Origin of the sequence: Mycobacterium kubicae (assembly GCF_015689175.1) — a bacterium.
Lineage (GTDB): Bacteria > Actinomycetota > Actinomycetes > Mycobacteriales > Mycobacteriaceae > Mycobacterium > Mycobacterium kubicae.
Genome location: NZ_CP065047.1, coordinates 1,851,298 through 1,874,370 on the forward strand (window position 1 = coordinate 1,851,298; position 23,073 = coordinate 1,874,370).

Below are 23,073 nucleotides of genomic sequence, written 5' to 3' on the forward strand. Positions count from 1 at the left end.
AATTAGGGGAAGAGATGGAAGCCTTTCACACCCATACCGGTATCGGCGTGCCGCTGCGGCGGTCGAATGTCGATACGGATCAGATCATTCCCGCCGTCTATCTGAAGCGTGTCACCCGAACCGGATTCGAGGACGGCTTGTTTGCGAGTTGGCGCTCGGATCCGTCATTCGTGCTAAACCTCAGCCCCTTTGACCGCGGTTCGGTCTTGGTCGCCGGGCCCGATTTCGGCACCGGGTCCTCCCGCGAGCACGCGGTGTGGGCGCTGATGGACTACGGATTCCGGGTGGTTATCTCCTCTCGGTTCGGCGACATTTTCCGCGGCAACGCGGGCAAGGCGGGCCTGCTGGCGGCCGAAGTGGACCAAGATGGTGTCGAACTTCTCTGGAAGCTGATCGAGCAGAATCCAGGGCTGGAAATCACTGTCAATCTTCAAGATCGAAATATCACCGCCGCAACGGCGGTGCTGCCGTTCAAGATTGACGATCACACCGCCTGGCGACTGCTGGAAGGTCTCGACGATATAGCCCTTACGCTGCGGAAACTCGACGAAATCGAGTCTTTCGAGGCGGCCTACCCGGACTGGAAACCGCGCACCTTACCCACCTCCTGACGGCGTCGAAGGAGCCGAATTCCGGCCTCCTTCCGGCCTTACCCGAGCCCCCGAATTGGGGTGCGCCACCGACCAAGGGCGGCAACCGGATTGCGAAAATAGGCAGTCGCGCGGCCGTGAAATTGCGCGTGGCTCTTGGAAATTTGCTGGGTAAGGGTTTACCGTGTCCACTAGTCGGTTCCGAAAAACGAGAACCCACTAGCTTCGGAGGGTTTGGATGAACAAAGCAGAGCTCATCGACGTACTCACACAGAAATTGGGCTCGGACCGTCGGCAGGCGACCGCTGCCGTCGAGAATGTCGTGGACACGATCGTGCGTGCGGTGCACAAGGGTGACAGCGTCACCATTACCGGATTCGGTGTTTTCGAGCAGCGCCGTCGCGCGGCTCGGGTGGCTCGCAATCCGCGCACCGGCGAAACGGTGAAGGTGAAGCCGACGTCCGTCCCGGCGTTCCGTCCAGGAGCTCAATTCAAAGCGGTTGTCTCTGGCGCACAGCGTCTCCCGTCCGAGGGCCCCGCGGTGAAGCGCGGCTCGACCGCCGGCGCCGCCAAGAAGACCGCCAAGAAGTCGCCCGCCAAGAAGACGGCGAGCAAGTCCACGTCTTCGGCGGCCAAGAAGACCGCGAGCAAGGCGCCGGCCAAGAAGGCAGCGACCAAGGCGCCCGCCAAGAAGGCGGCGACCAAGGCACCGGCCAAGAAGGCGGCGACCAAGGCTCCGGCCAAGAAGACGGCGACCAAGGCTTCGAAGACGACCACCAAGGCTCCGGCCCGCAAGGCAGCGACCAAGGCGCCGGCCAAGAAGAGCACGTCTTCGGCGGCCAAGAAGACCGCGAGCAAGGCTCCGGCCAAGAAGGCCACGAGCACCCGCCGCGGGCGCAAGTAGTCCTCAACCGCGAATACCCTTCGCCTGGCAGCGATGCCTGGCGAAGGGTATTCGCGCGTCTAGGCCTTGACGTTGGCCGCCAGGGCGCCGCCGATGTGGTCGGCTGCCAGCAGCTTGCCCTCTCGCAGCGACAGCACCCACGTACTGCCCTTGTGATTCCGCGCCTTGTCGGCACGCACGCCGTCGCGCTGACACCACCACTCGATCAAGTCCGGAATCACCTTGCCCTGAGAGCAGATCACCGGCGTGCCCGGCGCGGCGGCGATCTCCAGCACTCGGTGCCGGCCGCGTTTCGGGCTTTTGGCGTAGGCCTCTTCGCTCAGGGTGGGCTCGTCGATGACGGCCACGCCCAGTTCTGCGGCCAGCGGTTCGACGGTCTGATAGCAGCGCACCCGATCGGCGGAATGCACATCGGTGGCTCCGAACGCCAGTAGCTGGCCAACCAGTGCTTCGGCCTGGGCGCGCCCCTTCTTGTCCAACGGGCGTTTGGTGTCGTCGCCTTTGAACCGCGACTTGTTGCCGGCGGTGCCGTGTCGCACGATGAGCACGGTCTTCGTGTCGGGCGGGTGCTTGGCGAACCGGCGCAAGACCTTTCGATCTTGGGCGTATTGAAGTCTCTTCATGGCGTCTTTCACCGGCAGCCAGATCAGTTCGTCGACCTCATTGCCACTGGCGAAAGTGCCGCCATTGCTGCGCGCCGCCCAGTAGTGCACTTTCTTGATGCCCTGGTCGACCGGATATGTCACCGTGGCAAGCCGGCGGCCCAAATGCGCGTGCTGGCCGGTCTCCTCGAGCACCTCCCGCACGGCCGCAACCGGCGCCGTCTCACCGGGATCCACTTTCCCTTTGGGCAGCGACCAGTCGTCGTAGCGGGGCCGGTGAATCACGGCGATCTCGACCGACTTCGCCTCGGACGGCGCCGGCCGCCACAACACGGCGCCGGCGGCATAGACGGTCCGGCCTCCGGAACGCCGGCGCGCCGACGAGCTCTGGTTCGACACCTCAACTCCTGCAGGTCAATTCGGCCCGGGCCACGCGCAGGGAGTGCGGTGACCCGGGATTACCGTCACAACAGCTGTCAGGGACTGCGGTGCCGCTCCATGAGCGACACCTGGTGATCGCGCACGCTTTCACCATCCTGTGGCGACGCGGTCCACTGACCGTCGGAGCCCAGTTCCCAACACCGGGTCGACGGATCCAGCGCGGACTCGAACAGATCGTCGAGCTGCGCGGTGAGCCTGGGGTCCTTGACTTGAACCAGGACTTCCACCCGCCGATCCAGGTTGCGGTGCATCATGTCGGCGCTGCCGATCCAGAATTCGTCGATGGCGCCGAAATGGATGATCCGCGAATGCTCCAGGAAGCGCCCGAGAATCGAACGCACCGAGATGTTCTCGGAAAGGTCCGGGGTTCCGGGGCGCAGCGCGCAGATCCCGCGCACGACCACCTCGATCCGCACTCCGGCCTGCGATGCCCGATAGAGCGCATCGATGACCTGCTCATCGACCAAAGCGTTCATCTTGAGCCGAATGTGGCCGTTGCCCGTCTCCTGGTGCGCTGCGACTTCGCGCTCGACGCGTTCGATGATGCCGCGGCGAATCCCGTGCGGGGCCACCAAAAGGTTGCGGTAGGACAACTTTCGCGAGTAGCCGGTAAGGGTGTTGAACAGGTCGGTGAGGTCGGCACCGATGTCGGGATCCGCCGTCAGAAGACCCAGGTCCTCGTACAGTCTCGCCGTCTTGCTGTTGTAGTTGCCCGTTCCCACATGGCAGTAGCGGCGAATGATCGATCCCTCCCGGCGCACCACCAGACAGGTCTTGCAGTGCGTCTTGAGCCCGACGATGCCGTATGCCACATGCACGCCCACCTTTTCCAGCGCGCGGGCCCATTGAATGTTGGCCTGCTCGTCGAAACGAGCCTTGATCTCGACCAGCGCCACCACTTGCTTCCCGGCTTCGGCGGCGTCGATCAAAGCCCGCACGATCGGTGAGTCACCGGAGGTGCGGTACAACGTCTGCTTGATCGCCAGCACATTGGGGTCCGCGGCGGCTTGCTCGATGAATCGCTGCACGCTCGTGGAGAACGAGTCATAGGGGTGGTGCACCAGCACGTCACCTTCGCGCAGGGTGGCAAAAATGCTTCTGGGCGTTTCCCTTTCGGCGAAGGCGGGGTGGGTGGCGGGAACGAACGTGCGGTCCTTGAGGTCCGGCCGATCCACCCCATAGATCTGCCACAACGACGCCAGATCCAACAGCCCGGGCACCTCGATGACATCGCCGGGATGCACATCGAGTTCGCGCAGCAGCAGTTCCAGCATGCTTTCGGTCATGTCGTCGGCGACTTCCAGCCGAACCGGCGACCCGAATCGACGGCGCGCGAGTTCTCGCTCCAGTGCCTGCAGCAGGTCCTCGTCGCGGTCCTCCTCGACTTCGAAGTCCGCGTTGCGGGTGATCCGGAAGGCATGGTGCTCGACGACTTCCATACCCGGGAACAGCACCGGGAGGAACGCCGCGATCAGTTCCTCGAGCGGCAGGAACCGGTGTACCCGCCGTTCTTCACCGTCGGCGTCCCGCTGCCCGCCGAGTTCCACGAAGCGATCGACGTTGTCGGGCACCTTGACTCGGGCGAAGTGCTGTCCGCCGTCTTCGGGTTGGCGGACCGTCACGGCGAGGTTCAGGCTCAGGCCGCTCACGAACGGGAAGGGGTGAGCCGGGTCGACGGCCAACGGGGTGAGAACGGGGAAGACCTGCTCATTGAAGTAGGTCGACAGTTCATCGCGCTCGCGCTCGTCCAGGTCGGCCCACGTGACTACATATATGCCTTCTTCGGCGAGCGCCGGGCGCACCGCATCGAGGAAGACCTGTGCGTGCCGGCTGGCGATTTGCTGAGTCTGCTCACCGATGCGGCGCAGTTGTTCGCGGGGGGTCAATCCGTCGGCGGAGCGGACCGACAGGCCCATCTGGTCGCGGCGCTTGAGTCCGGCGACCCGGACCATGTAGAACTCGTCGAGGTTGGAGGCGAAGATCGCCAGGAACTTCGCCCGCTCCAGCAACGGCATGGAGTTGTCCGCGGCCAAGGCGAGCACGCGGGCGTTGAAGTCCAGCCAGCTCAGTTCGCGGTTGAGGTACCGCTCATCTGGCAACTGATCGGTGATGGCGGCGGGTGTGGCGGCCGGTGGCGCTGCCAGTGAGTCGCTTGGAGCCCACGAATTCTCGTCGGTGCGGGCCTCGGCCTCTGGGCTGGCTTCGATATCGGTCACCTTGCGATCATTGCTCATCACCCGGCGGTGCTGCCAGCAGTCCATGGACTAATTACCGGCATGCACCGCCCGTTGGTGCGCCATTAACCCGTCGGAAATCTTTGCCGAGGTACTTCAGCGAGGTGCGATGGCGCGCACGGTCGCCGGTCCCACGCCCAGGCGGCGGGCCGCGGCAAGGTCCGCGGGTGTGTCGACGTCGCAGCGCAGCCCGGGCCACGCGCCGGTGAGCTCTATCGCGCCCGAACGGCGGTGGCGCGCGGCCGAATCCGGGCCGAAGTGCGGGTCCAGTGGGACGCCGAAGGCGCACAGTGCGGCCGTTCCGGTGCCCAGCCGGTCGGCGACGAAGCTGCGCTGATGCTGGCGCGCCGCGGCGATTGCCTGCGCCAGCTCCTGGGTTTGCAAGGCGGGTAAATCACCTTGCAGCACAACAAGATTGGGGGCCGATTCGGCCGACGCACGTTCGGCTGCGGCGATGGCGGTGTTCAACGGGTCCACATCGTCGGGTGGCGTCGGATCGGTCAGCACCTGGGCGCCCAGCTCGGTTGCCGCCGCCGCCGCCGCTTCGTCGGGCGTGATGACGGTGATCATGCGTACGGCGTCGACCCGGGTTGCCGCGGTCAAGGTGTCGACCAGCATGGCCAGCACCACCTTCTCCCGCGTCTGCGCGGAGAAGACCGGAGCCAGCCTGGTCTTGGCGGCGGCTAACCGTTTGACGGCGATGATCAAGCCGACATCACCCGTACCGTCGGCCCGTGTGCCGCTCATGGGCTCATCCTGCCAGCGAGCGTCGCGTCCGCGTGACGGCGGCGGGTCGCTGTTCTAGGGTGTAGCGGCTGCCGATGGCGTGATAGACGAATGGGGTGGTGATGGCCAGCACGGGAACCGTCGCGGTGATGGGCGCCGGGGCATGGGGCACGGTGCTGGCCAAGGTGCTCGCCGACGCCGGCGGAGAGGTCACGTTGTGGGCGCGCCGCCCCCAGGTTGCCGAACAGATCAACGCCACCCATTCCAATCCCGACTACTTGCCCGGCACACCGCTACCCGCCGGCATCCACGCCACCGCCGATCCGCAGGAAGCACTGGCCGGCGCCTCCACCGTGCTGCTGGGCGTCCCGGCGCAGACAATGCGGGCCAACCTCGAGCAGTGGAACGGCTTGATGGCCGAGGGCGCGACCTTGGTCAGCCTCGCCAAAGGCATCGAGCTGAACACCCTCATGCGGATGAGCCAGGTGATCGTTTCGGTGACGGGAGTGGACCCGTCGCAGGTGGCGGTGATCTCCGGACCCAACCTGGCCAGCGAGATCGCCCAGGGCCAGCCCGCCGCCACCGTCATCGCCTGCAGCGACTCCGGTCGCGCGGTGACGTTACAACGCTTCTTCAACAGCGGCTACTTCCGCCCGTACACCAACTCCGACGTGGTCGGCACCGAGATCGGCGGCGCCTGCAAGAACGTGATCGCCTTGGCCTGCGGAATGGCCGTGGGCGTCGGGCTGGGGGAGAACACCGCGGCGGCCATCATCACCCGCGGGCTGGCCGAAATCATGCGGCTGGGGCTGGCGCTCGGCGCCAAGGGCGCGACCCTGGCCGGGTTGGCCGGGGTCGGGGACCTGGTCGCCACCTGCACCTCGCCGCATTCCCGCAACCGTTCGCTGGGTGAACGGCTGGGCCGCGGCGAGTCCATCGAGGTGGCGTTGCACGGTCGAGACGGGCACGTCGTCGAGGGTGTGACGTCGTGCGAATCGATTCTGTCGCTCGCGTCCAGTTACGACGTGGAGATGCCGCTCACCGACGCCGTACACCAAGTGTGCCACCGGGGCCTGTCGGTGACCGAGGCGATAGCGTTGCTGCTGGGCCGCAGAACCAAGCCGGAATGAGACGCGACACAGGGAAACCCAGCTCAGCGCCGCAGGTCCGGCCTGCCGGCGCCCCACCCGGTAGCCTCTTTAGCTTGTGAGTGCCAGCGACCGGCTGATCCGCGTTGCCGTCGTGTTCGGCGGACGCAGCAACGAGCACGCCATCTCCTGCGTGTCGGCCGGCAGCATCCTGCGCCATCTGGACCCCGAGCGCTTCGACGTCATCGCGGTCGGCATCACCCCGGAGGGTTCCTGGGTACTCACCGACGCCACGCCGGAATCGCTGGCCATCACCGATCGGCAGCTGCCCTCGGTGACCGCGGACTCGGGCACCGAGTTGGCGTTGCCGGCCGATCCGCGTCGCGGCGGCCAACTGGTGTCGCTGCCGCCCGGCGCCGGTGAGGTGCTCGGCTCGGTCGACGTGGTGTTCCCCGTGCTGCACGGCCCGTATGGCGAGGACGGCACCGTGCAAGGGCTGCTGGAGCTGGCCGGGGTGCCGTACGTGGGCGCGGGTGTGCTGGCCAGTGCCGCGGGCATGGACAAGGAATTCACCAAGAAGCTGCTGCTTGCCGACAACTTGCCGGTGGGCGACCACGCGGTGCTTCGCCCGGCCCGGGTGGACCTGGATCACGAGGAACGCGAGCGGCTGGGATTGCCGGTGTTCGTCAAGCCCGCGCGCGGCGGCTCGTCAATCGGCGTGAGTCGGGTGACGAGCTGGGATCAGCTGCCCGCCGCCATCGCCGAGGCTCGCCGCCACGACCCGAAGGTGATTGTCGAGGCGGCCATCAACGGCCGGGAGCTGGAATGCGGTGTGCTCGAAATGCCCGACGGCACAATCGAAGCCAGCACGCTGGGGGAGATCCGGGTGGCCGGGGTGCGGGGACGGGAAGACTCTTTCTACGACTTCGCGACCAAATACCTCGACGACGCCGCCGAACTGGACGTGCCGGCCAAGGTCGACGACGACGTTGCGGATGCGGTGCGGCAGTTGGCCATTCGCGCGTTCAAAGCCATCGACTGCCAAGGCCTGGCGCGGGTGGACTTCTTCTTGACCGAGGACGGGCCGGTGATCAACGAGATCAACACGATGCCCGGATTCACCACGATTTCGATGTTTCCCCGGATGTGGGCGGCCAGCGGAGTGGACTATCCCACGCTGGTCGCCACCATGGTGCAGACAGCGCTGGCGCGCGGTGTGGGTCTGCGCTGACGGTTCAGCGCGCCGGCGCCGGGTCGATGGCCACCGCGGTGATGGTGTGGTCGATGACGTCGGACAACGCTTGGATCGGCGTGGGCCCCGACCCCGCGGGCAGGGTGAGCGCGACATACACCGGCCGGTCCACGGTGTACCAGGTCGATTTCCGTGCTTCGAACCACTGCACCCGGTCGACGACTTGGATGGGTGAGCCCACCACGAACTCGGCGGGCCGGTCCAGCCCGCAGCGCAGCAGGACCGGTTCACTGTCGGCCTGGGTCCGCCAGGCCGCCGCCCCGTCGGGCGCGGGTTGGGTGACGGCGGCCCGCTGATAGTCGCCGAGTTGTTGCGGCAGCGCGGCCATCAGCGCCTGACAGGCCGGCGCGTTGGCGTGCGGGGCGGACAGCGGCGGGAAGGTCACCGGCTGCTGGGGCGGGCGGCGAGACACCGCGATGAACAGGACGACGCCGATGGCGGTCACCGCGAGGGCCACCGCGGCGATGAGCAGGGCGCGGGGCGGCCCGTCGGCGTCGGGCACCTGCCACCTCCGATCTCCTACACTCGGCAGGGAATCAACTTACCGCAGCTCGCAGGAGGTGCCGTGGGCGACGACGCCTCTGAAACGCTGCAGCAGGTCGGCGAGTTCGCCGTCATCGACCGGTTGGTGCGTGGTCGCTTGCTTTCGGACGCGGTTGCGGTCGGACCCGGCGACGACGCGGCGGTGCTGGTGTCCAGTGACGGTCGCATCGTGGTGTCGACCGACATGCTGGTGCAGGACCGGCACTTTCGGCTGGACTGGTCTACCCCGCACGACGTCGGTCGCAAGGCGATCGCCCAGAACGGCGCCGACATCGCCGCGATGGGCGCGCGGACAACGGCATTCGTGGTCGGCTTCGGCGCGCCCAGCGACACCCCGGTCGCGCAGGTGACCGCGTTGGTGGACGGAATGTGGAGCGAGGCAGGGCGAATCGGGGCCGGCATCGTCGGGGGCGATCTCGTCAGCTGCCCACAGTGGGTGGTCTCGGTGACGGTACTGGGTGACTTGGGTGGGCGGGCGCCAGTCCTGCGGTCGGGGGCTCGGCCCGGCTCCGTGGTGGCGGTGACCGGCCATCTGGGTTGCTCAGCTGCCGGATACGCGTTGTGGCACAGCGGTATTGAGGGTTTCGACGCCTTCCGACGCTGCCATGTGGTGCCCGATCCACCCTATGACCAGGGACCGGCGGCCGCGGCAGCCGGAGCCCAGGCGATGATCGACGTCTCCGACGGTCTGATCGCTGATCTGGGGCATGTCGCCGACGCGTCCGGGGTGGGCATCGAGTTGTCGACCGCCGCACTGGCTGCCGACCATCGACTGCTCGGCGAGGTGGCGGCGGCCGTCGGTGCCGATGCGTGGTCATGGGTGCTGGGTGGTGGCGAGGACCACGCCTTGGTGGCATGTTTTCCCGGCGCGCCGCCGGACGGGTGGCGGGTGATCGGAGAGGTCGTCGACGGGCCGGCCCGCGTGCTGGTCGACGGCACTGAGTGGCAAGGTAACCCCGGTTGGCAGTCCTATGCCTAGTCACATCAGCCACTGCAGCTGTGTGCGCAAGTATTGCTCTAAATGCCCGCCTCACAGCGACAATGCCGAGGATGGCTATCAACGTGATGTCCCGCAACGCGTTTCACGTCGGCGGCACTAACTTGTGCGGGCCAATCTCTGGCGCTCACGCCGGGCCCACCTCCGCACCTGTGCGGGATTCAGGGGTCCACCATGGCCGACATGGATGACGGTGAGATCGAGTTTCAACACCGCATCCAGGCTGGCGAGGTTGAGGAGCCTGTCCTGGTGAAACGGTGGGTTGGCGGGCCTGCGTCGAATGGCGCCGAGATAGGAGCCGGCAATCAGGTCAGCAGCGAGGAGTTCGCCGGCGTCGGTCAACACCGATATCGATCCGGGCGTGTGACCTGGAGTCATGAGGATCTCGGCGTCAACACCGTTGTCCGCCAACGACATCGGCCCATCGACGACGATGTCCGGTACGAACGGCTCGGTGCGACCGTTCGCCGGAGGCAGCTTGGCGAACACCCAGCCGAACGGCCCGGTTGGTCGCAGCGAACCTGGCATGCTCCGGCCGGACGCGTACGCCTCGAGGTCGGCTTCGTGGGCGATGATCGGCGCTGCGAGCGCCTGCTGCAAGTAAGCCGCGGACCCGAGGTGGTCGATGTGGCCGTGGGTGATCACGAGGGCCGCTACGTCCGACGCGCCGACGTCACGCTTGGCCAAGGCGGCAAGGATCTGCGGACCGCTGCCCGGCACACCGGTGTCCACTATCACCGCTTTGCGGCCCAGCAGCAGGAAGGCGTTCACCGTTGCCCTGCCCACCACTGGGATCGTGACCACCTCGGTAGGTGTCATGAACCGCTTCTTCGATCTGCCGCTGCGTGGGATGGTGACGCGACGGGTTCGTCGTTCCAGCCTGAGCTCGCGACGAGGTCGAACCAGTTGGGCGCCGGTGTAGCTGCCTTCATTAGTTGGTGGAGGTGGCTGGGGAAGGTCAGCGGCGGACCCTTCTGCGGGTTGCGTTCAATCTGGTCGGCGATCACCTCGGCGAGCGCGAACCCAAGGTTGTCTCGCGGCCATTGAGCGTGTACCCGCTCGGCATATCCGGGTGGGAGCAGGCCCCGGTCGACGCCGATGATGTCAGTCGAGATCCCCATCTGACTGACGGCTTGGACCGGACCAAAGCGGTGCGCCAGACCGACACTGGTGTGCAGTGTTATCGCCTGCCACACGATTTCGACGCGGTCCTCATCGACGTCATGGGTGCGCAAGAACCGAGCGGCGGCGTCAGCGCCGTCGACCTCGAACCGTTGATCACCGTTGCCGTGGTCGGTAACGCCCAGGTCGTGTAGAACGCAGCTCAAGTACACCAGTTCATCGTCGTAGTCCACGTCGCGTTGCAAACCCTTGGCGGCGGCGACCGCCCGGGCGAAGAGATAGCTACGTATCGCGTGATGCGCGACGAACGGCGGCGATACCGCGGTGACGAGTTCCCTTGCGGCGACCGCCAATTCCGAACTCGGCAGGGCGAGGCCGCGGTCCGCGTCGTGGTTTTCGGTGGAACTGCTGGCTGGTGACATACCGTCACCATGCGGGATCGGCACGGCCCAGACCAGTGGCCAGATCGTCATATTGCTTTAAGATCTGGCCATGATCATTGCCGTGGTCGCGCAAGACGGTGTCATGGGATTCGAACTCATGATTCCGAGCCTGGTTTTCGGTATGGCCAACGAGGCAGGCGCGGAGGCTTCCCGCGCGGTAACCGACGGCGCCCCCGCCGCCCGCCGATACGAAGTCCGGGTGTGCGGCCCCAAGCGCCGCGTCGCTACCACCGCTGACTGGGGCGGTGTCGAATTCCGTACCCCCTACGGGTTGGATGCGCTGACCGGCGCTGACCTCGTGATCGTGCCGGGAGTGCATTCGTTCCTGGAAACACCTGCCGCGCCGGTCATTTCGGCACTCCGCCATGCCGCCGCGGCTGGTGCTCGGATGGCGTCTATGTGTGTCGGGGCGTTCACGCTGGCGGCAGCCGGCCTGCTGGACGGTCGAAGAGCGACCACCCACTGGCAGTGGGCAGATGAGCTGGCGAGCCGCTTTCCCCGAATCGAGGTCGATCCGAGCGTGCTGTTCGTCGACGAGGGCGACATCTTGACCGCGGCTGGAGTGGCGTCGGGGCTTGATCTGTGCCTGCATTTGATCCGCCAAGACGCCGGGCCTGGTCTGGCCGGTGCAACGGCGCGACGGGTCGTCGTACCGGCGTGGCGTGCCGGCGGACAGGCTCAATACATCGAACATGCGGCGCCCGCCGTCGCTGAGCATCCGTTGCAGCCGACGCTCGCCTGGATGGAAGAGAACGCCGCCAAACCGCTTGATCTGCCGACCATCGCCGATCAAGCGGCGGTGAGCGTGCGTACTCTCAACCGCCAATTTCGAGAGCACTTCGGCGCCACACCGCTGGGGATGCTCACCTCCATGCGCGTCGCCCGCGCACGGCATCTGCTCGAGGCCACCGTGCTGCCGGTCGACCGGGTCGCCGAGCAGTCAGGATTCGGCTCGTATGCCTCACTACGCCACCACTTCCTGCGAACTGTCGGCGTCTCGCCGCAGAAGTATCGACAGGGCTACGTCGCCGCGCAATGACGCTTGACCGGGCCGCTGCCGCGCCGAGCCGCCGATATTTTCCCGGCGGGTGGCCGACGCGCTTGGCTAACCTCCGGCGCCGGGACGCTAGGGTGGCGCGGTGAGCGTGTATGCGATCGCCCAGCTGAGGTTCACCGACCGGGCGGCCTACCTCCGTTACCAGGCGAAATTTCTGGACGTCTTCGCGCGTCACGAAGGAACGCTGCTGGCGGCCGACGAGTCACCGCAGGTGATCGAAGGTGACTGGGACCGGGACAAAGTGGTGTTGATGTCGTTTCCTGACGAGTCCGCATTTCACCGGTGGGCGCAATCGCCGGAGTATCAAGAGATATCGAAGGACCGTCGGGCGGGCGCCGACACGGTAGTGCTGCTGGCCAAGGGGTTGGCGTGAGCGCGCGCCCGCTGAGCGAACTCGTCGAGGCGGGTTGGGCGGCCGCGCTGGAGCCCGTCGCGGATCAGGTGACCAAGATGGGGGAGTTCCTGCGGGCCGAGATCGCGGCCGGGCAGCGGTACCTACCCGCAGGCCCAAACGTGTTGCGTGCGTTCACGTTCCCGTTCGACAACGTCCGCGTTCTCATCGTCGGCCAAGACCCGTACCCGACACCGGGACACGCTGTGGGACTGAGCTTCTCGGTTGCCCCGGACGTGCGGCCGCTGCCGCGCAGCCTGGCCAACATCTTCGACGAGTACACCGCCGACCTGGGCCACCCGCAACCCTCCTGCGGCGATTTGACTCCTTGGGCGCAGCGCGGCGTATTGCTGCTCAACAGAGTGCTGACCGTGCGTCCCGGTAGCCCGGCGTCGCATCGGGGTAAGGGCTGGGAAGCGGTGACCGAGTGTGCAATTCGCGCGTTGGTCGCGCGCGCGCAGCCGATGGTCGCCATCTTGTGGGGCCGCGACGCGTCGACGCTCAAGCCGATGCTGGCCGCCGGTGATTGTGTCGCCATCGAATCACCGCATCCCTCACCGCTTTCGGCGTCTCGCGGATTCTTCGGCTCGCGGCCGTTCAGTCGCGCCAACGAACTGCTCGCCGGGATGGGTGCCGAACCGATTGATTGGCGGTTGCCGTGACGGTGATGACCGCGCCCGCGGCGCATCGCCGCGGTGGCCTGGGTGAACGAGGTTGTTGAGACATGTACGACTTGGAAGACACGATCCGGCAGCGGCATTCGTCGCGCATGTTCCTACCCGACCCGGTGCCGCGACACCTGATCGAGGAATCACTGCGGCTGGCCATGTACGCGCCGTCGAATTCCAACGTGCAACCGTGGCAACTCGTCGTGACCAGTGGACCGGCGCGCGACCGGTTGGTGACGGCGCTGCTGAGCAAGGCGCGCTCGGAGCCACCCAGGGTGCCCGAACTGCCTGCGGCGTTCGCTCACCTACGACGCGAGCTCGGGTCGCAGGTCTACGGATCGATGGGCATCGACCGCGACGACGCCGAGGCCCGCCGCATCGCGGTGCTGCGCAACTGGGAATTCTTCCGCGCTCCGGTGGGCGCGGTGGTGTTCATGCATCGAGACTTCGGTCTGGTCGACAGCATGGGCGTGGGCATGTTCCTGCAGACGCTGCTGTTGGCGCTGACCGCCCGCGGGCTGGGCACCTGCGTGCAGGTGTCGATCGCCGGCTACCCCGAAATCGTTCGCGAAGAGCTCGGCATAGCCCCTGAGACAACGATCCTGTGTGGACTGGCGATCGGCTATCCCGACCCCTACTTCTCGGCCAACTCGTTACACATCGGACGCGACGGCCTGGATAAGCACGTCCAGTTCGTGGACGAGTGAGTCAGCAGCGGCTAGCCGCGGGTGACCTTGCCGGCCTTGATGCACGAGGTGCAGACGTTGACGCGCTTCTTGTTGCCGCCGGGACGGTCCACGGTGTGCACCGTCTGGACGTTGGGGTTCCACCGGCGGCTGGTGCGGCGGTGGGAGTGCGACACCGACTTGCCGAAGCCGGGGCCTTTCCCGCAGATATCGCACACAGCGGCCATTGTTCGAACTCCTCAAGTCTCTTGCTGGGCCGGCGACCTGGCCGGCGCAGAGCCCAGGCAGCACCCGGGCGTGTACACGATAGCCCAGGATAGCGACTGTCGAGCGCAAGCACCAAAACGATCAACAGCTCCCAGACGCGTTATAACCGGTGCTGTCGGCCGGTCTGGCTAGGCTCACTGGGGGCTGGCGCAGAGGAGGTGGGGTCCGGGTGAACACATCCGATCGTCCCCTGGACGCCTCGGCGTTGCGCGATTGGGCGCACACCGTGGTCAGCGACCTGATCACCCATATCGACGAGATCAACCGGCTCAATGTCTTTCCCGTGCCCGACTCCGATACCGGCGCCAACATGCTGTTCACCATGCGTTCGGCGCTGGCCGAAGCCGACTCTAGGTCGGGCGCCGGAAACGACGACGTCGCCCGGGTGGCAGCAGCGCTGTCGACGGGCGCGCTGAACGGAGCTCGCGGCAATTCCGGGGTCATCCTGTCCCAGATTCTGCGGGGCATCGCCGACGCGACCGCCAGCTCGGCCGCCCGCGCCGGAGGAACGCTGAAGGCCATCGACGCCGCCGTGCTGGCCGCCGCCCTGTGGCGCGGCGTCGAGTTGGTCGTCGCCTCCATGGGCGGTAAGGAGATACCGGGCACCATCGTGTCGGTGCTGCGAGCTGCCGCCGGCGCCGCCGAGCAGTGCGCCGACGCCGGCGAGGGACTGGCCCAGGCGATCACCGCGGCCGGAGATGCAGCGGTCGTCGCGCTGGAGAAGACACCCGAACAACTCGACGTCCTGGCCGAGGCCGGTGCCGTCGACGCCGGCGGACGCGGCCTGCTGGTCTTGCTGGACGCGCTGCGCTCGACGATCACCGGACACACGCCCGCTCGCACGGTGTATGCGCCCTCGCCTCGGCCGGTGGCCGCGGAGGCCGCCATCGCCCGTCCCGCCCCGCAATTCGAGGTCATGTACCTGCTGGCCGGCTGCGACGCCGCGAAGGCCGACGTGCTGCGGGACCGGCTGGCCGAGCTCGGTGATTCGGTGGCGATCGCCGCCTCGGACACCGAAGACAGTTATTCGGTGCATGTCCACACCGACGACGCCGGCGCCGCGGTCGAAGCCGGGCTTGCGGCCGGGCGGCCGAGCCGGATCGTGATCTCGGCGCTGAGTTCGGGCAGCAGCGGACTGCCCGCCGGTGGCTGGACCCGGGAACGCGCCGTGCTGGCCGTCGTCGACGGCGACGGCGCCGCCGAATTGTTCGCCGGCGAAGGCGCCAGTGTGCTGCGGCCCAGCCCGGACGCGCCTGCGCCGGCCGCGGAGATCAGCGCGCACCAGTTGGTACGGGCTGTCGTCGATACCGGCGCGGCACAGGTGATGGTGTTGCCCAATGGGTATGTGGCCGCCGAGGAACTGGTCGCGGGCTGCACCGCGGCGATCGGCTGGGGCGTTGACGTGGTACCCGTGCCGACCGGCTCCATGGTGCAGGGGCTGGCGGCGCTGGCCGTGCACGACCCGGCCAGCCCGGCCGTCGACGACGGCTACACCATGGCGCGCGCCGCCGGCGCCGCCCGGCACGGATCCGTGCGCATCGCCACCGAACACGCCTTGACCTGGGCTGGATCCTGTGAGCCCGGTGACGGGCTGGGCATCGCGGGTGACGAGGTGCTGATCGTGGCCCAAGACGTGGCCGCGGCCGCGATCGGCCTGCTCGACCTGCTGCTGGCTTCGGGCGGTGATCTGGTGACGGTGCTGGTGGGCGCCGACACCGGACAAGAGGAAGCCGCCGCGTTGGGCCGCACCTTGGAGAGGCACATCCACGACCATCACCCCGGCACCGAGTTGGTCGCCTATTACACCGGCCACCGCGGCGACGTGCTGTTGATCGGGGTCGAGTAGCCGTGGTGTCGCTGCATGATCGGCTCGACTACATCGTCGGCGCCAAGGCTGCCGACAACCTAAGTGAACTCTTCGGCATTCGGACCGTGGACGACCTGCTGCGGCACTATCCACGCAGCTACACCGAGGGCGCGGCCCGGCTCGGCGCCGACGGGGAGCGGCCCGAGGAGGGTCAGCACATCACCATCGTCGACGTCATCAACGAAGCGGTGACCAAGCCGATGCGCAAGGACCCGTCGAAGAAATACCTGCGCATCACCGTGGGCGGCGGGCGCAACAAGGTCACCGCCACGTTCTTCAACGCGAAGTATCTGAGCAAGGGCCTCACCAAAGACACCAAGGTGATGCTGTCCGGCGAAGTCGGCTACTTCAAAGGGGACATGCAGCTGACCCATCCGGCGTTTCTCATCCTCGACTCGCCGGATGGCAAGAACCGCGGCACCAAGTCGCTGAAAACCATCGCCAACACATCCTCGGTCAGCGGTGAGGAACTGGCTTCCTCGCTCGAACGCCGGTTCTTCGCCATCTATCCGGCCAGCACCAAGATGCAGAGCTGGGACATCTTCGCCTGCGTGCGTCAGGTGCTCGCGGTCCTCGATCCCGTCGACGACCCGTTGCCCGCCGAGCTGCGCGATGAGCTCGGGCTGATGCCCGAAGACCAAGCGCTTCGCGCGATCCATGTCTCTGAGGATGAGGCCGAACGAAATCGCGCCCGGGAGCGCCTGACCTTCGACGAGGCCGTCGGACTGCAATGGGCGCTGGTGACCCGGCGACACGGCGAGTTGTCCGAATCGGGCCCGCCGGCACCGCCGCGGGCGGACGGGTTGGCCGCGCAGTTGTTGTTGCGCCTGCCTTTTCAGTTGACCGCCGGGCAGCGCGAAGTGCTCGACGTGATCGCCGCGGACCTGGCTGCCACCCGGCCGATGAATCGCCTGCTGCAGGGTGAAGTGGGTTCGGGCAAGACGATCGTCGCGGTGCTGGCGATGCTGCAGCTGGTCGACGCGGGTTATCAGTGCGCACTGCTTGCCCCCACCGAAGTGCTTGCCGCCCAGCACCTTCGGTCGATCAACAATGTGCTGGGTCCGTTGGCGATGGGTGGTCAGCTCGGGGGGGCGGACAACGCCACCCGGGTGGCGCTGCTCACCGGGTCCATGACCGCGGCGCAGAAGAAGCAGGTACGCGGCGAGATCGCCGGTGGCCAGGTGGGCATCGTCATCGGGACGCACGCACTGCTGCAGGACGCGGTGGACTTCGACAATCTGGGCCTGGTGGTGGTCGACGAGCAGCACCGGTTCGGGGTGGAGCAGCGAGATCGGTTGCGCGCCAAAGCTCGTGCGGGCGTCACTCCACACCTGCTGGTGATGACGGCGACACCGATTCCGCGGACCGTCGCGCTGACCGTCTACGGTGACCTGGAAACGTCGACGCTGCGTGAACTGCCCCGCGGACGCCAGCCGATCACCACCAACGTTATCTTCGTCAATGACAAACCCAACTGGCTGACCCGGGCCTGGCAACGCCTCATCGAGGAGGTGTCGGCCGGTCGGCAGGCCTACGTGGTGGCGCCCCGCATCGACGAATCCGACGACGCCGATACCCAAGACGCCCGCCCGTCGGCGACCGCCGAGGGCCTGTATGCCCGGCTGCGCTCCAACGAGCTCGCCGACCTGCGGCTGGGTCTCATGCACGGACGGCTGTCGGCCGACGACAAGGACGCCGCGATGGCGGCGTTTCGCGCCGGCGACGTCGATGTCCTGGTGTGCACCACCGTGATCGAGGTGGGTGTCGACGTTCCCAACGCCACGGTCATGTTGGTGATGGACGCCGATCGGTTCGGCATCAGCCAGCTCCATCAGCTGCGCGGCCGCATCGGTCGCGGCGAGCATGCCAGTCTGTGTCTGCTGGCGACGTGGGCCTCCGAGGAATCGTCGGCCGGGCGCCGGTTGCGGGCGGTGGCGAAAACCATGGACGGTTTCGCCCTGGCGGATCTGGATCTGCGGGAACGCCGGGAGGGAGATGTGTTGGGCCGCAACCAGTCCGGCCGGGCCATCACGTTGCGACTGCTGTCCCTGGCCGATCACCTGCAATACATCGAAGCCGCCCGGGAGTTCTGCACCCGCGCGTACGAAGAGCCCGGCCCGCATCCCGGACTGGCGTTGCTGGCCGCGCGGTTCACCGACAGCGACCGCATCGAATACCTGGACAAGTCTTGACTCGCCGGACCCTGCTGTGGCTGGCGGTCGTCGCCGTGGTGGCCATCGTGGTCGCGTACCAGACGTTGGGCTCCACCGCGGCCAAGCGCGCCGAGGAGTTCGCCGCACGCGCCGACGTGCCAACCGTGCAACCGGGCGCCGACGTGCTCGCGGGTATTGCGGTGCTGCCCCAGCGGCTGCACCGCTACGACTACCGGCGGGCGGCGTTCGGTGACGCCTGGGACGACGACAACGACGCGCCGGGCGGCCACAACGGCTGCGACACCCGGGACGACATCCTCAACCGCGACCTCGTCGACAAGACATTCGTCGTGACCAAGCGGTGCCCGAACGCCGTGGCCACCGGCACCTTGCACGACCCGTACACCAACACGGTTATCGCCTTCCAGCGCGGCGCCAAGGTGGGTGAGGCGGTGCAGATCGACCACATCGTCCCGCTGGCCTACGCCTGGGACATGGGTGCCTATGGCTGGCCGGATCCCGTGCGGTTGCGCTTCGCCAACGACCCGGCCAACTTGCTGGCCGTGCAGGGCCGCGCCAATCAGGACAAGGGCGACGCGCCGCCGGCCCAGTGGATGCCGCCCAACACCGCATTCGCGTGCCAGTACGCGATGCAGTTCCTTGCGGTGTTGCGCGGTTACTCGCTACCGGTGGACCAGGCGTCCACGGTGGTGTTGCGTCAGGCCGCCGATACCTGCCCGACGAGGTAGTTAAGCGCCGGTGTAGGTCGCCGGGTCCGGACGCAGCCGGCTGCCGTCGTCGAGCGCGTTGATGGCATCCATGTGTTCGGCGGCCAGTTCGAAGTCGAACACGTCGAAGTTGCTGGCGATGCGCTCGGGGTTCGCCGAGCGGAAGATGACCGAGTTACCCAGCTGCAGGTTCCACCGCAGCAACACCTGCGCGGGGGTCTTGCCGTACTCGCCGGCCACCGAGGTCACCGTCGGGTTGTCCATCAGCTTGCCCAGCACCAGCGGGGTGTAGGACTGCGTCACCACGTTGTGTTCCGCGTTCACCTTGCGCAGGTCGGCCTGGTTGAGCAGCGGGTGCAACTCGATCTGGTTGACCGCCGGGGTGACGAAGGTGAGGTCGATGACGATCGACAGGTACTCCTCGGTGAAGTTGGAGACGCCGATCGAGCGCGCGTGTCCGTTCCCGCGGGACTGAATCATGCCGCCGAACGAGTCGACGTACTTACCCACCGAGGGCGCCGGCCAGTGGATCAGGTAGAGGTCCACATAGTCCAGGCCGAGACGCTCCAAGCTGGCGCTGCAGGCTTCCTGCGCACCGTTGAAGCCCTGGTCGGCCGTGGCCAGCTTGGTAGTGACGAACAGTTCGGCGCGTGGGATGCCCGACGCCGCGATCGCCCGGCCCACGGCGGCCTCGTTGCCGTATGCCGAGGCGGTGTCGATGAGGCGGCAGCCCATCTCCAACGCCGCCGAAACCGCGCGTTCGGTCTCGTCCTCAGACAACTCCGCGACGCCCAGGCCGAGCACCGGCATCGTGTTCTCGTCGTTCAGGGTTACCGAGGGGACGGTGGCGCCCGACTCGCCAGTCAACGTCAATCACCTACCTGTGAATTAGAAGGTTCTCGGATCTGGGCCAAGCCGGGTTCCGTCATCGAGCGACGAAATCGACGCCATATCTGCGGCGCTGAGTTCGAAGTCGAACACGTCGAAGTTGCTCGCAATCCGCTTGGGGTTCACCGACTTGGGAATCACGATATTACCGAGTTGAATATGCCACCTAATCAACACCTGAGCGGGTGTCCGCCCACAGCCTTCGGCGACCGCGGTGATTGTCGGGTGTTCCAGCAGCGATCCTTGGCCCAGCGGTGACCAAGCTTCGGTCGCGATGCCCCGTAGAGCGTGCACCTCCCGCAGCTCGGTCTGGGCCAGCCGGGGATGCAGTTCGATCTGGTTGACGGCCGGAACGATGCCGGTGGCGTCGATCAGGACGGTGAGGTGCTCAGGCTCGAAATTGCTGACACCGATCGACCCGATGCGGCCTTGGTCACGCAGGTGGGCGAACGCTTTGAAGGTGTCGACGAACTTGTTCAAGCGGGGCTGGGGCCAGTGAATGAGGTACAGGTCGAGATAGTCCAGGCCCAGTCGCTGCATGCTGGCGTCGAACGCCCGCAGCGTGCTGTCGTAGCCCTGGTCGGTGTTCCACAGTTTGGTCACCACGTACAGTTCCTCGCGCGGGATGCCCGACTCGGCGACCGCGCGCCCGGTTTCGCGTTCGTTACGGTAAACCGCCGCGGTGTCGACGTGCCGATAACCGGCGTGCAGCGCAGCACTCACCGCCTCCTCGGTGTCCTGCGGTGGGATCTGGAAGACTCCAAATCCGACGGCGGGAATCGAGTGCCCATCGTTGAGGGTGATCGAGGGAGCAGCAGCCATGACCAAAAGTCTGCCAGGTGCGCACGATGTGCAGCCGGGAGCAAAGGCCACCGCTATCCGGTGGACGAGTCGGCTGCAGAACCGGATCACCAACGTTGGCGTCAAGGTCATCCCGTGGATTCCCAACCCGGCCAAGCGTGCCTTGACGGGCGGTCGCTCGGTCATCATCGACGGGAACACGCTGGATCCGACGCTGCAACTGATGCTGGCGGCGCTGCGCGCGGTGGGGATCGACGGACTGGCCGTCGACGACGATCCGCCGGCCTCCCGGGCCCAGATGCGCCAAACGAGCATGGAAATGCCCGGCCCGCAGATCCACGTCACGGTGCGCGACCTGTCGATACCGGGACCGGCCGGCGACATCCCGGCCCGGCACTACGTTCCGGTCGACGGCGAACCTGCGCCCCTGCTGGTCTTCTACCACGGTGGCGGCTGGACGATCGGCGACCTGGACACCCACGACCGGCTGTGCCGGTTGACCTGCCGCGACGCCGGTGTCCACGTGCTGTCGGTGGGCTACCGGCTGGGCCCGGAGCATCCCGCGCCGGCCGCCGTCGACGACAGCTTCGCGGCCTTCGAGTGGGCCCACGCCCACGCCGCAGAACTGGGCGCGATTCCCGGCCAGGTGGCCGTCGGCGGGGACAGCGCGGGTGGCAACCTGGCGGCGGTCGTCAGCCAGCTGGCCCGGGACAAGGGCGGACCCACCCCCGTCCTGCAGTGGCTGATCTACCCCCGCACCGACTTCACCGCCCGCACCCGGTCACTGAGCCTGTTCGCGCGCGGATTCTTGCTGACCAAGCGGGACATCGACTGGTTCGAGTCGCAATACCTGCGCAACTCGGGCGTCGACCGCGACGATCCGCGGGTCTCGCCCGCGCTGGCCGAGTCGTTGTCCGGCTTGGCGCCGGCGTTGATCGCGGTCGGTGGCTTCGACCCGTTGCGCGACGAAGGGGAGGAGTACGCCAAGGCGCTGCGCGAAGCCGGCACCCCGGTCGACTTCCGCTACTTCGGTTCCCTGACCCATGGCTTCGTCAACCTGTTCCCCCTCGGGGGTGGCAGCGCTGCCGCGACCAACGAGCTGATCTCGGCGCTGCGGGCGCACCTGAGCCGGGTATGAGCTGGGTGCGGAGGTCGCCGGTACTCTAGAGGCGCCGCCGCGGACTGCGGCCCGGACACCACCTACGGGAGGACCAGCGAACCTGTGGCCGACAAGAAGAAAAGCCCCCCGCGATTCGACCTGAAGTCCGGCGACGGCAAGTCCGGCCGGCTGCTGCAGATCGGCGGCACCGCGATCGTCGTGCTGTTCCTGGTCGCCGTGGTGTTCTACGCCGTCAACTCACAGCACAAAAAGGGCGGCGGCACCGGCCCCGGTGATTCGGTGCGGGTGACGTCGAGCAAGTTGGTGACCGACCCGGGAACGACCAACCCCAAGGCCGTGGTGTCCTTCTACGAAGACTTCCTGTGCCCGGCCTGCGGCAACTTCGAGCGCGGCTTCGGGTCGACGGTCGCCAAACTCATCGACATCGGCGCCATCGCCGCCGACTACACCATGGTGACCATCCTCGACAGCCCGCGGACCCAGAACTATTCGTCGCGCGCGGCCGCCGCGGCTTACTGCGTCGCCGACGAGAACATGGATGCGTTCCGCCGCTTCCACGAAGCGTTGTACAGCAAGGACATTCAGCCGGCCGAGACGGCCAAGACCTTCCCGGACAATGCCCGGTTGATCGAGATCGCCCGCGAATCCGGCGCCGGCGGCAAGGTGCCGGACTGCATCAACAGCGGGAAGTACCTGTCCAAGGTCACCGGCCTGGCGGCGGCCGCGAACATCCACGCGACCCCGACCGTCAAGATCAACGGCACCGAGTACGAGTGGTCGACGCCGGACGCGTTGGTGGGCAAGATCAAAGAGATCGTCGGCAACGTGCCGGGCATCGACTCGGTTGCCGCCGGCGCGAACTCCTGACCACCGTGGTGTCCGCCGAACCTGCCGAGCAGACCGGCGATGTGGAACCCGCTGACGACACACGGTGGCGGGTACCCGCGCCCAGCGCCTGGTGGGTGCTGGTCGCCGGCATTGCCGGCCTGGTCGCCTCGGCGACGCTGACGGTGGAAAAGATTGAGCTGCTGCTCAATTCGTCTTACGTACCGTCGTGCAACATCAACCCGATCGTGTCGTGCGGGTCGGTGATGGTGACACCGCAGGCCTCGGTGCTGGGGTTCCCCAATCCGTTGCTCGGTATCGCGGCCTTCACCGTGGTGGTGGTGACAGGGCTGCTCGCGGTGACCAAAGTGCCGTTGCCGCAATGGTATTGGATCGGACTGACGGTCGGCACGTTGATCGGTGCAGCCTTTGTGCACTGGCTGATCTTCCAGAGCCTGTACCGCATCGGCGCGTTGTGCCCGTACTGCATGGTGGTGTGGGCCGTCACCATCCCGCTGCTGGTGGTGGCGGCGACGGTTGCGTTTCGCCCGACGCTCGAGCGTAACGCCGGACTGCGGGTGCTCTACCAGTGGCGGTGGTCCATCGTCACGTTGTGGTTCACCGCGGTCTTCCTGCTGGTCATGGTCCGCTTCTGGAACTATTGGTCGACACTCATCTGA

The 23,073-nt window shown here is 66.8% G+C and carries 24 protein-coding genes; 15 read left to right on the top strand and 9 right to left on the bottom strand.

Translation table 11 applies throughout. From position 1 onward, the window contains the following. The first annotated feature begins 14 nt into the window (after window positions 1–14). Together leuD and I2456_RS08800 are read left to right on the top strand one after the other, a co-directional pair. Complete coding sequence (gene leuD / locus I2456_RS08795; protein WP_068024863.1) at window positions 15–611, top strand: 3-isopropylmalate dehydratase small subunit; 597 nt, start codon at window positions 15–17, stop codon at window positions 609–611. Between the two features lie 217 nt (window positions 612–828). After that, complete coding sequence (locus I2456_RS08800; protein ID WP_068024867.1) at window positions 829–1,494, top strand: HU family DNA-binding protein; 666 nt, start codon at window positions 829–831, stop codon at window positions 1,492–1,494. A 59-nt stretch (window positions 1,495–1,553) separates the two neighbouring features. Here I2456_RS08800 and mutT1 read toward each other — a convergent pair whose 3' ends face one another. The 3 genes from mutT1 to cofC form a co-directional block, all read right to left on the bottom strand. Next, window positions 1,554–2,495: an 8-oxo-(d)GTP phosphatase MutT1 gene (mutT1, locus tag I2456_RS08805; protein ID WP_068024870.1), complete on the bottom strand. Its 942-nt coding sequence runs from the start codon at window positions 2,493–2,495 to the stop codon at window positions 1,554–1,556. Between the two features lie 77 nt (window positions 2,496–2,572). Next, complete coding sequence (locus tag I2456_RS08810) at window positions 2,573–4,774, bottom strand: RNA degradosome polyphosphate kinase (RefSeq protein WP_068157426.1); 2,202 nt, start codon at window positions 4,772–4,774, stop codon at window positions 2,573–2,575. Between the two features lie 93 nt (window positions 4,775–4,867). Then, window positions 4,868–5,518 carry a 2-phospho-L-lactate guanylyltransferase gene (cofC, locus tag I2456_RS08815; protein WP_085073410.1) on the bottom strand — a complete coding sequence of 217 codons (651 nt, stop codon included), beginning with the start codon at window positions 5,516–5,518 and terminating at the stop codon, window positions 4,868–4,870. 101 nt (window positions 5,519–5,619) lie between these two features. Here cofC and I2456_RS08820 point away from each other — a divergent pair, with 101 nt between their 5' ends. Together I2456_RS08820 and I2456_RS08825 are read left to right on the top strand one after the other, a co-directional pair. Further along, window positions 5,620–6,627, top strand: a complete 1,008-nt coding sequence (locus tag I2456_RS08820; RefSeq protein WP_068025683.1) for an NAD(P)H-dependent glycerol-3-phosphate dehydrogenase — start codon at window positions 5,620–5,622, stop codon at window positions 6,625–6,627. A gap of 76 nt (window positions 6,628–6,703) precedes the next feature. After that, window positions 6,704–7,816: a D-alanine--D-alanine ligase family protein gene (locus tag I2456_RS08825; RefSeq protein WP_068024876.1), complete on the top strand. Its 1,113-nt coding sequence runs from the start codon at window positions 6,704–6,706 to the stop codon at window positions 7,814–7,816. A gap of 4 nt (window positions 7,817–7,820) precedes the next feature. Here I2456_RS08825 and I2456_RS08830 read toward each other — a convergent pair whose 3' ends face one another. Then, complete coding sequence (locus tag I2456_RS08830) at window positions 7,821–8,339, bottom strand: DUF3515 domain-containing protein (protein ID WP_241007906.1); 519 nt, start codon at window positions 8,337–8,339, stop codon at window positions 7,821–7,823. Between the two features lie 63 nt (window positions 8,340–8,402). Between I2456_RS08830 and I2456_RS08835 the strand changes: the two genes are divergently transcribed. Further along, the gene (locus tag I2456_RS08835) at window positions 8,403–9,359 is read left to right on the top strand and encodes a thiamine-phosphate kinase (protein WP_085073409.1); all 957 of its coding nucleotides are present in this window, start codon (window positions 8,403–8,405) and stop codon (window positions 9,357–9,359) included. Window positions 9,360–9,476: 117 nt separating this feature from the next. Here the strand turns inward: I2456_RS08835 and I2456_RS08840 are convergent, their stop codons facing one another. Beyond that, window positions 9,477–10,196, bottom strand: a complete 720-nt coding sequence (locus I2456_RS08840; protein ID WP_085073408.1) for an MBL fold metallo-hydrolase — start codon at window positions 10,194–10,196, stop codon at window positions 9,477–9,479. Continuing rightward, window positions 10,193–10,921, bottom strand: coding sequence for an HD domain-containing protein (locus I2456_RS08845; RefSeq protein WP_085073491.1), 729 nt, complete (start codon window positions 10,919–10,921; stop codon window positions 10,193–10,195). The genes I2456_RS08840 and I2456_RS08845 overlap by 4 nt, the downstream gene beginning before the upstream one ends. 70 nt (window positions 10,922–10,991) lie before the next feature. On the opposite strand from I2456_RS08845, the gene I2456_RS08850 reads away from it, so the two are divergent. The 4 genes from I2456_RS08850 to I2456_RS08865 all read left to right on the top strand — a co-directional run bounded on the left by I2456_RS08850 (window position 10,992) and on the right by I2456_RS08865 (window position 13,765). Then, entirely contained in the window at window positions 10,992–11,981 is a 990-nt protein-coding gene (locus tag I2456_RS08850; protein ID WP_068157397.1) for a GlxA family transcriptional regulator, read from the top strand. A 100-nt stretch (window positions 11,982–12,081) separates the two neighbouring features. Continuing rightward, a complete protein-coding gene (locus I2456_RS08855) occupies window positions 12,082–12,372 on the top strand; it encodes a DUF1330 domain-containing protein (RefSeq protein WP_068024894.1) in 291 nt (96 codons plus the stop codon). After that, the gene (locus I2456_RS08860; RefSeq protein WP_085073407.1) at window positions 12,369–13,052 is read left to right on the top strand and encodes a uracil-DNA glycosylase; all 684 of its coding nucleotides are present in this window, start codon (window positions 12,369–12,371) and stop codon (window positions 13,050–13,052) included. Before I2456_RS08855 ends, I2456_RS08860 begins: the two co-directional genes overlap by 4 nt. Window positions 13,053–13,114: 62 nt before the next feature. Beyond that, window positions 13,115–13,765 (top strand): nitroreductase, encoded by a 651-nt coding sequence (locus tag I2456_RS08865; protein ID WP_085073406.1) that lies wholly within the window; start codon window positions 13,115–13,117, stop codon window positions 13,763–13,765. Between the two features lie 11 nt (window positions 13,766–13,776). Here I2456_RS08865 and rpmB read toward each other — a convergent pair whose 3' ends face one another. Next, window positions 13,777–13,971: a 50S ribosomal protein L28 gene (gene rpmB, locus I2456_RS08870; protein ID WP_067413144.1), complete on the bottom strand. Its 195-nt coding sequence runs from the start codon at window positions 13,969–13,971 to the stop codon at window positions 13,777–13,779. A gap of 209 nt (window positions 13,972–14,180) precedes the next feature. On the opposite strand from rpmB, the gene I2456_RS08875 reads away from it, so the two are divergent. From I2456_RS08875 to I2456_RS08885, 3 genes are read left to right on the top strand one after another with little or no spacing between them, the layout of a single operon-like run. Next, window positions 14,181–15,857 (top strand): DAK2 domain-containing protein, encoded by a 1,677-nt coding sequence (locus I2456_RS08875; protein WP_085073405.1) that lies wholly within the window; start codon window positions 14,181–14,183, stop codon window positions 15,855–15,857. A gap of 2 nt (window positions 15,858–15,859) precedes the next feature. After that, window positions 15,860–18,070 (top strand): ATP-dependent DNA helicase RecG, encoded by a 2,211-nt coding sequence (gene recG / locus I2456_RS08880; RefSeq protein ID WP_085073404.1) that lies wholly within the window; start codon window positions 15,860–15,862, stop codon window positions 18,068–18,070. Further along, window positions 18,067–18,780: an HNH endonuclease family protein gene (locus I2456_RS08885; RefSeq protein ID WP_085073403.1), complete on the top strand. Its 714-nt coding sequence runs from the start codon at window positions 18,067–18,069 to the stop codon at window positions 18,778–18,780. Before recG ends, I2456_RS08885 begins: the two co-directional genes overlap by 4 nt. Here the strand turns inward: I2456_RS08885 and I2456_RS08890 are convergent, their stop codons facing one another. Together I2456_RS08890 and I2456_RS08895 are read right to left on the bottom strand one after the other, a co-directional pair. Then, window positions 18,781–19,626 (bottom strand): aldo/keto reductase, encoded by an 846-nt coding sequence (locus tag I2456_RS08890; RefSeq protein ID WP_116672334.1) that lies wholly within the window; start codon window positions 19,624–19,626, stop codon window positions 18,781–18,783. Between the two features lie 21 nt (window positions 19,627–19,647). Further along, window positions 19,648–20,469 carry an aldo/keto reductase gene (locus I2456_RS08895; protein ID WP_085073402.1) on the bottom strand — a complete coding sequence of 274 codons (822 nt, stop codon included), beginning with the start codon at window positions 20,467–20,469 and terminating at the stop codon, window positions 19,648–19,650. On the opposite strand from I2456_RS08895, the gene I2456_RS08900 reads away from it, so the two are divergent. The 3 genes from I2456_RS08900 (at window position 20,468) to I2456_RS08910 (ending at window position 23,073) form a co-directional block, all read left to right on the top strand. Beyond that, complete coding sequence (locus tag I2456_RS08900; RefSeq protein WP_085073401.1) at window positions 20,468–21,586, top strand: alpha/beta hydrolase; 1,119 nt, start codon at window positions 20,468–20,470, stop codon at window positions 21,584–21,586. The two genes, I2456_RS08895 and I2456_RS08900, sit on opposite strands and share 2 nt — an antisense overlap. Window positions 21,587–21,670: 84 nt before the next feature. Next, window positions 21,671–22,435, top strand: a complete 765-nt coding sequence (locus I2456_RS08905) for a DsbA family protein (protein WP_068024920.1) — start codon at window positions 21,671–21,673, stop codon at window positions 22,433–22,435. A gap of 5 nt (window positions 22,436–22,440) precedes the next feature. After that, window positions 22,441–23,073 carry a vitamin K epoxide reductase family protein gene (locus I2456_RS08910; protein ID WP_139823079.1) on the top strand — a complete coding sequence of 211 codons (633 nt, stop codon included), beginning with the start codon at window positions 22,441–22,443 and terminating at the stop codon, window positions 23,071–23,073.

Coding starts and splice junctions, on each gene's coding strand:
- leuD (WP_068024863.1), top strand. CDS start 15: ATGGAAGCCTTTCACACCCATACCGGTATCGGCGTGCCGCTGCGGCGG.
- I2456_RS08800 (WP_068024867.1), top strand. CDS start 829: ATGAACAAAGCAGAGCTCATCGACGTACTCACACAGAAATTGGGCTCG.
- cofC (WP_085073410.1), bottom strand. CDS start 5,518: ATGAGCGGCACACGGGCCGACGGTACGGGTGATGTCGGCTTGATCATC.
- I2456_RS08820 (WP_068025683.1), top strand. CDS start 5,620: ATGGCCAGCACGGGAACCGTCGCGGTGATGGGCGCCGGGGCATGGGGC.
- I2456_RS08840 (WP_085073408.1), bottom strand. CDS start 10,196: ATGACACCTACCGAGGTGGTCACGATCCCAGTGGTGGGCAGGGCAACG.
- I2456_RS08845 (WP_085073491.1), bottom strand. CDS start 10,921: ATGTCACCAGCCAGCAGTTCCACCGAAAACCACGACGCGGACCGCGGC.
- I2456_RS08850 (WP_068157397.1), top strand. CDS start 10,992: ATGATCATTGCCGTGGTCGCGCAAGACGGTGTCATGGGATTCGAACTC.
- I2456_RS08865 (WP_085073406.1), top strand. CDS start 13,115: ATGTACGACTTGGAAGACACGATCCGGCAGCGGCATTCGTCGCGCATG.
- rpmB (WP_067413144.1), bottom strand. CDS start 13,971: ATGGCCGCTGTGTGCGATATCTGCGGGAAAGGCCCCGGCTTCGGCAAG.
- I2456_RS08900 (WP_085073401.1), top strand. CDS start 20,468: ATGACCAAAAGTCTGCCAGGTGCGCACGATGTGCAGCCGGGAGCAAAG.
- I2456_RS08895 (WP_085073402.1), bottom strand. CDS start 20,469: ATGGCTGCTGCTCCCTCGATCACCCTCAACGATGGGCACTCGATTCCC.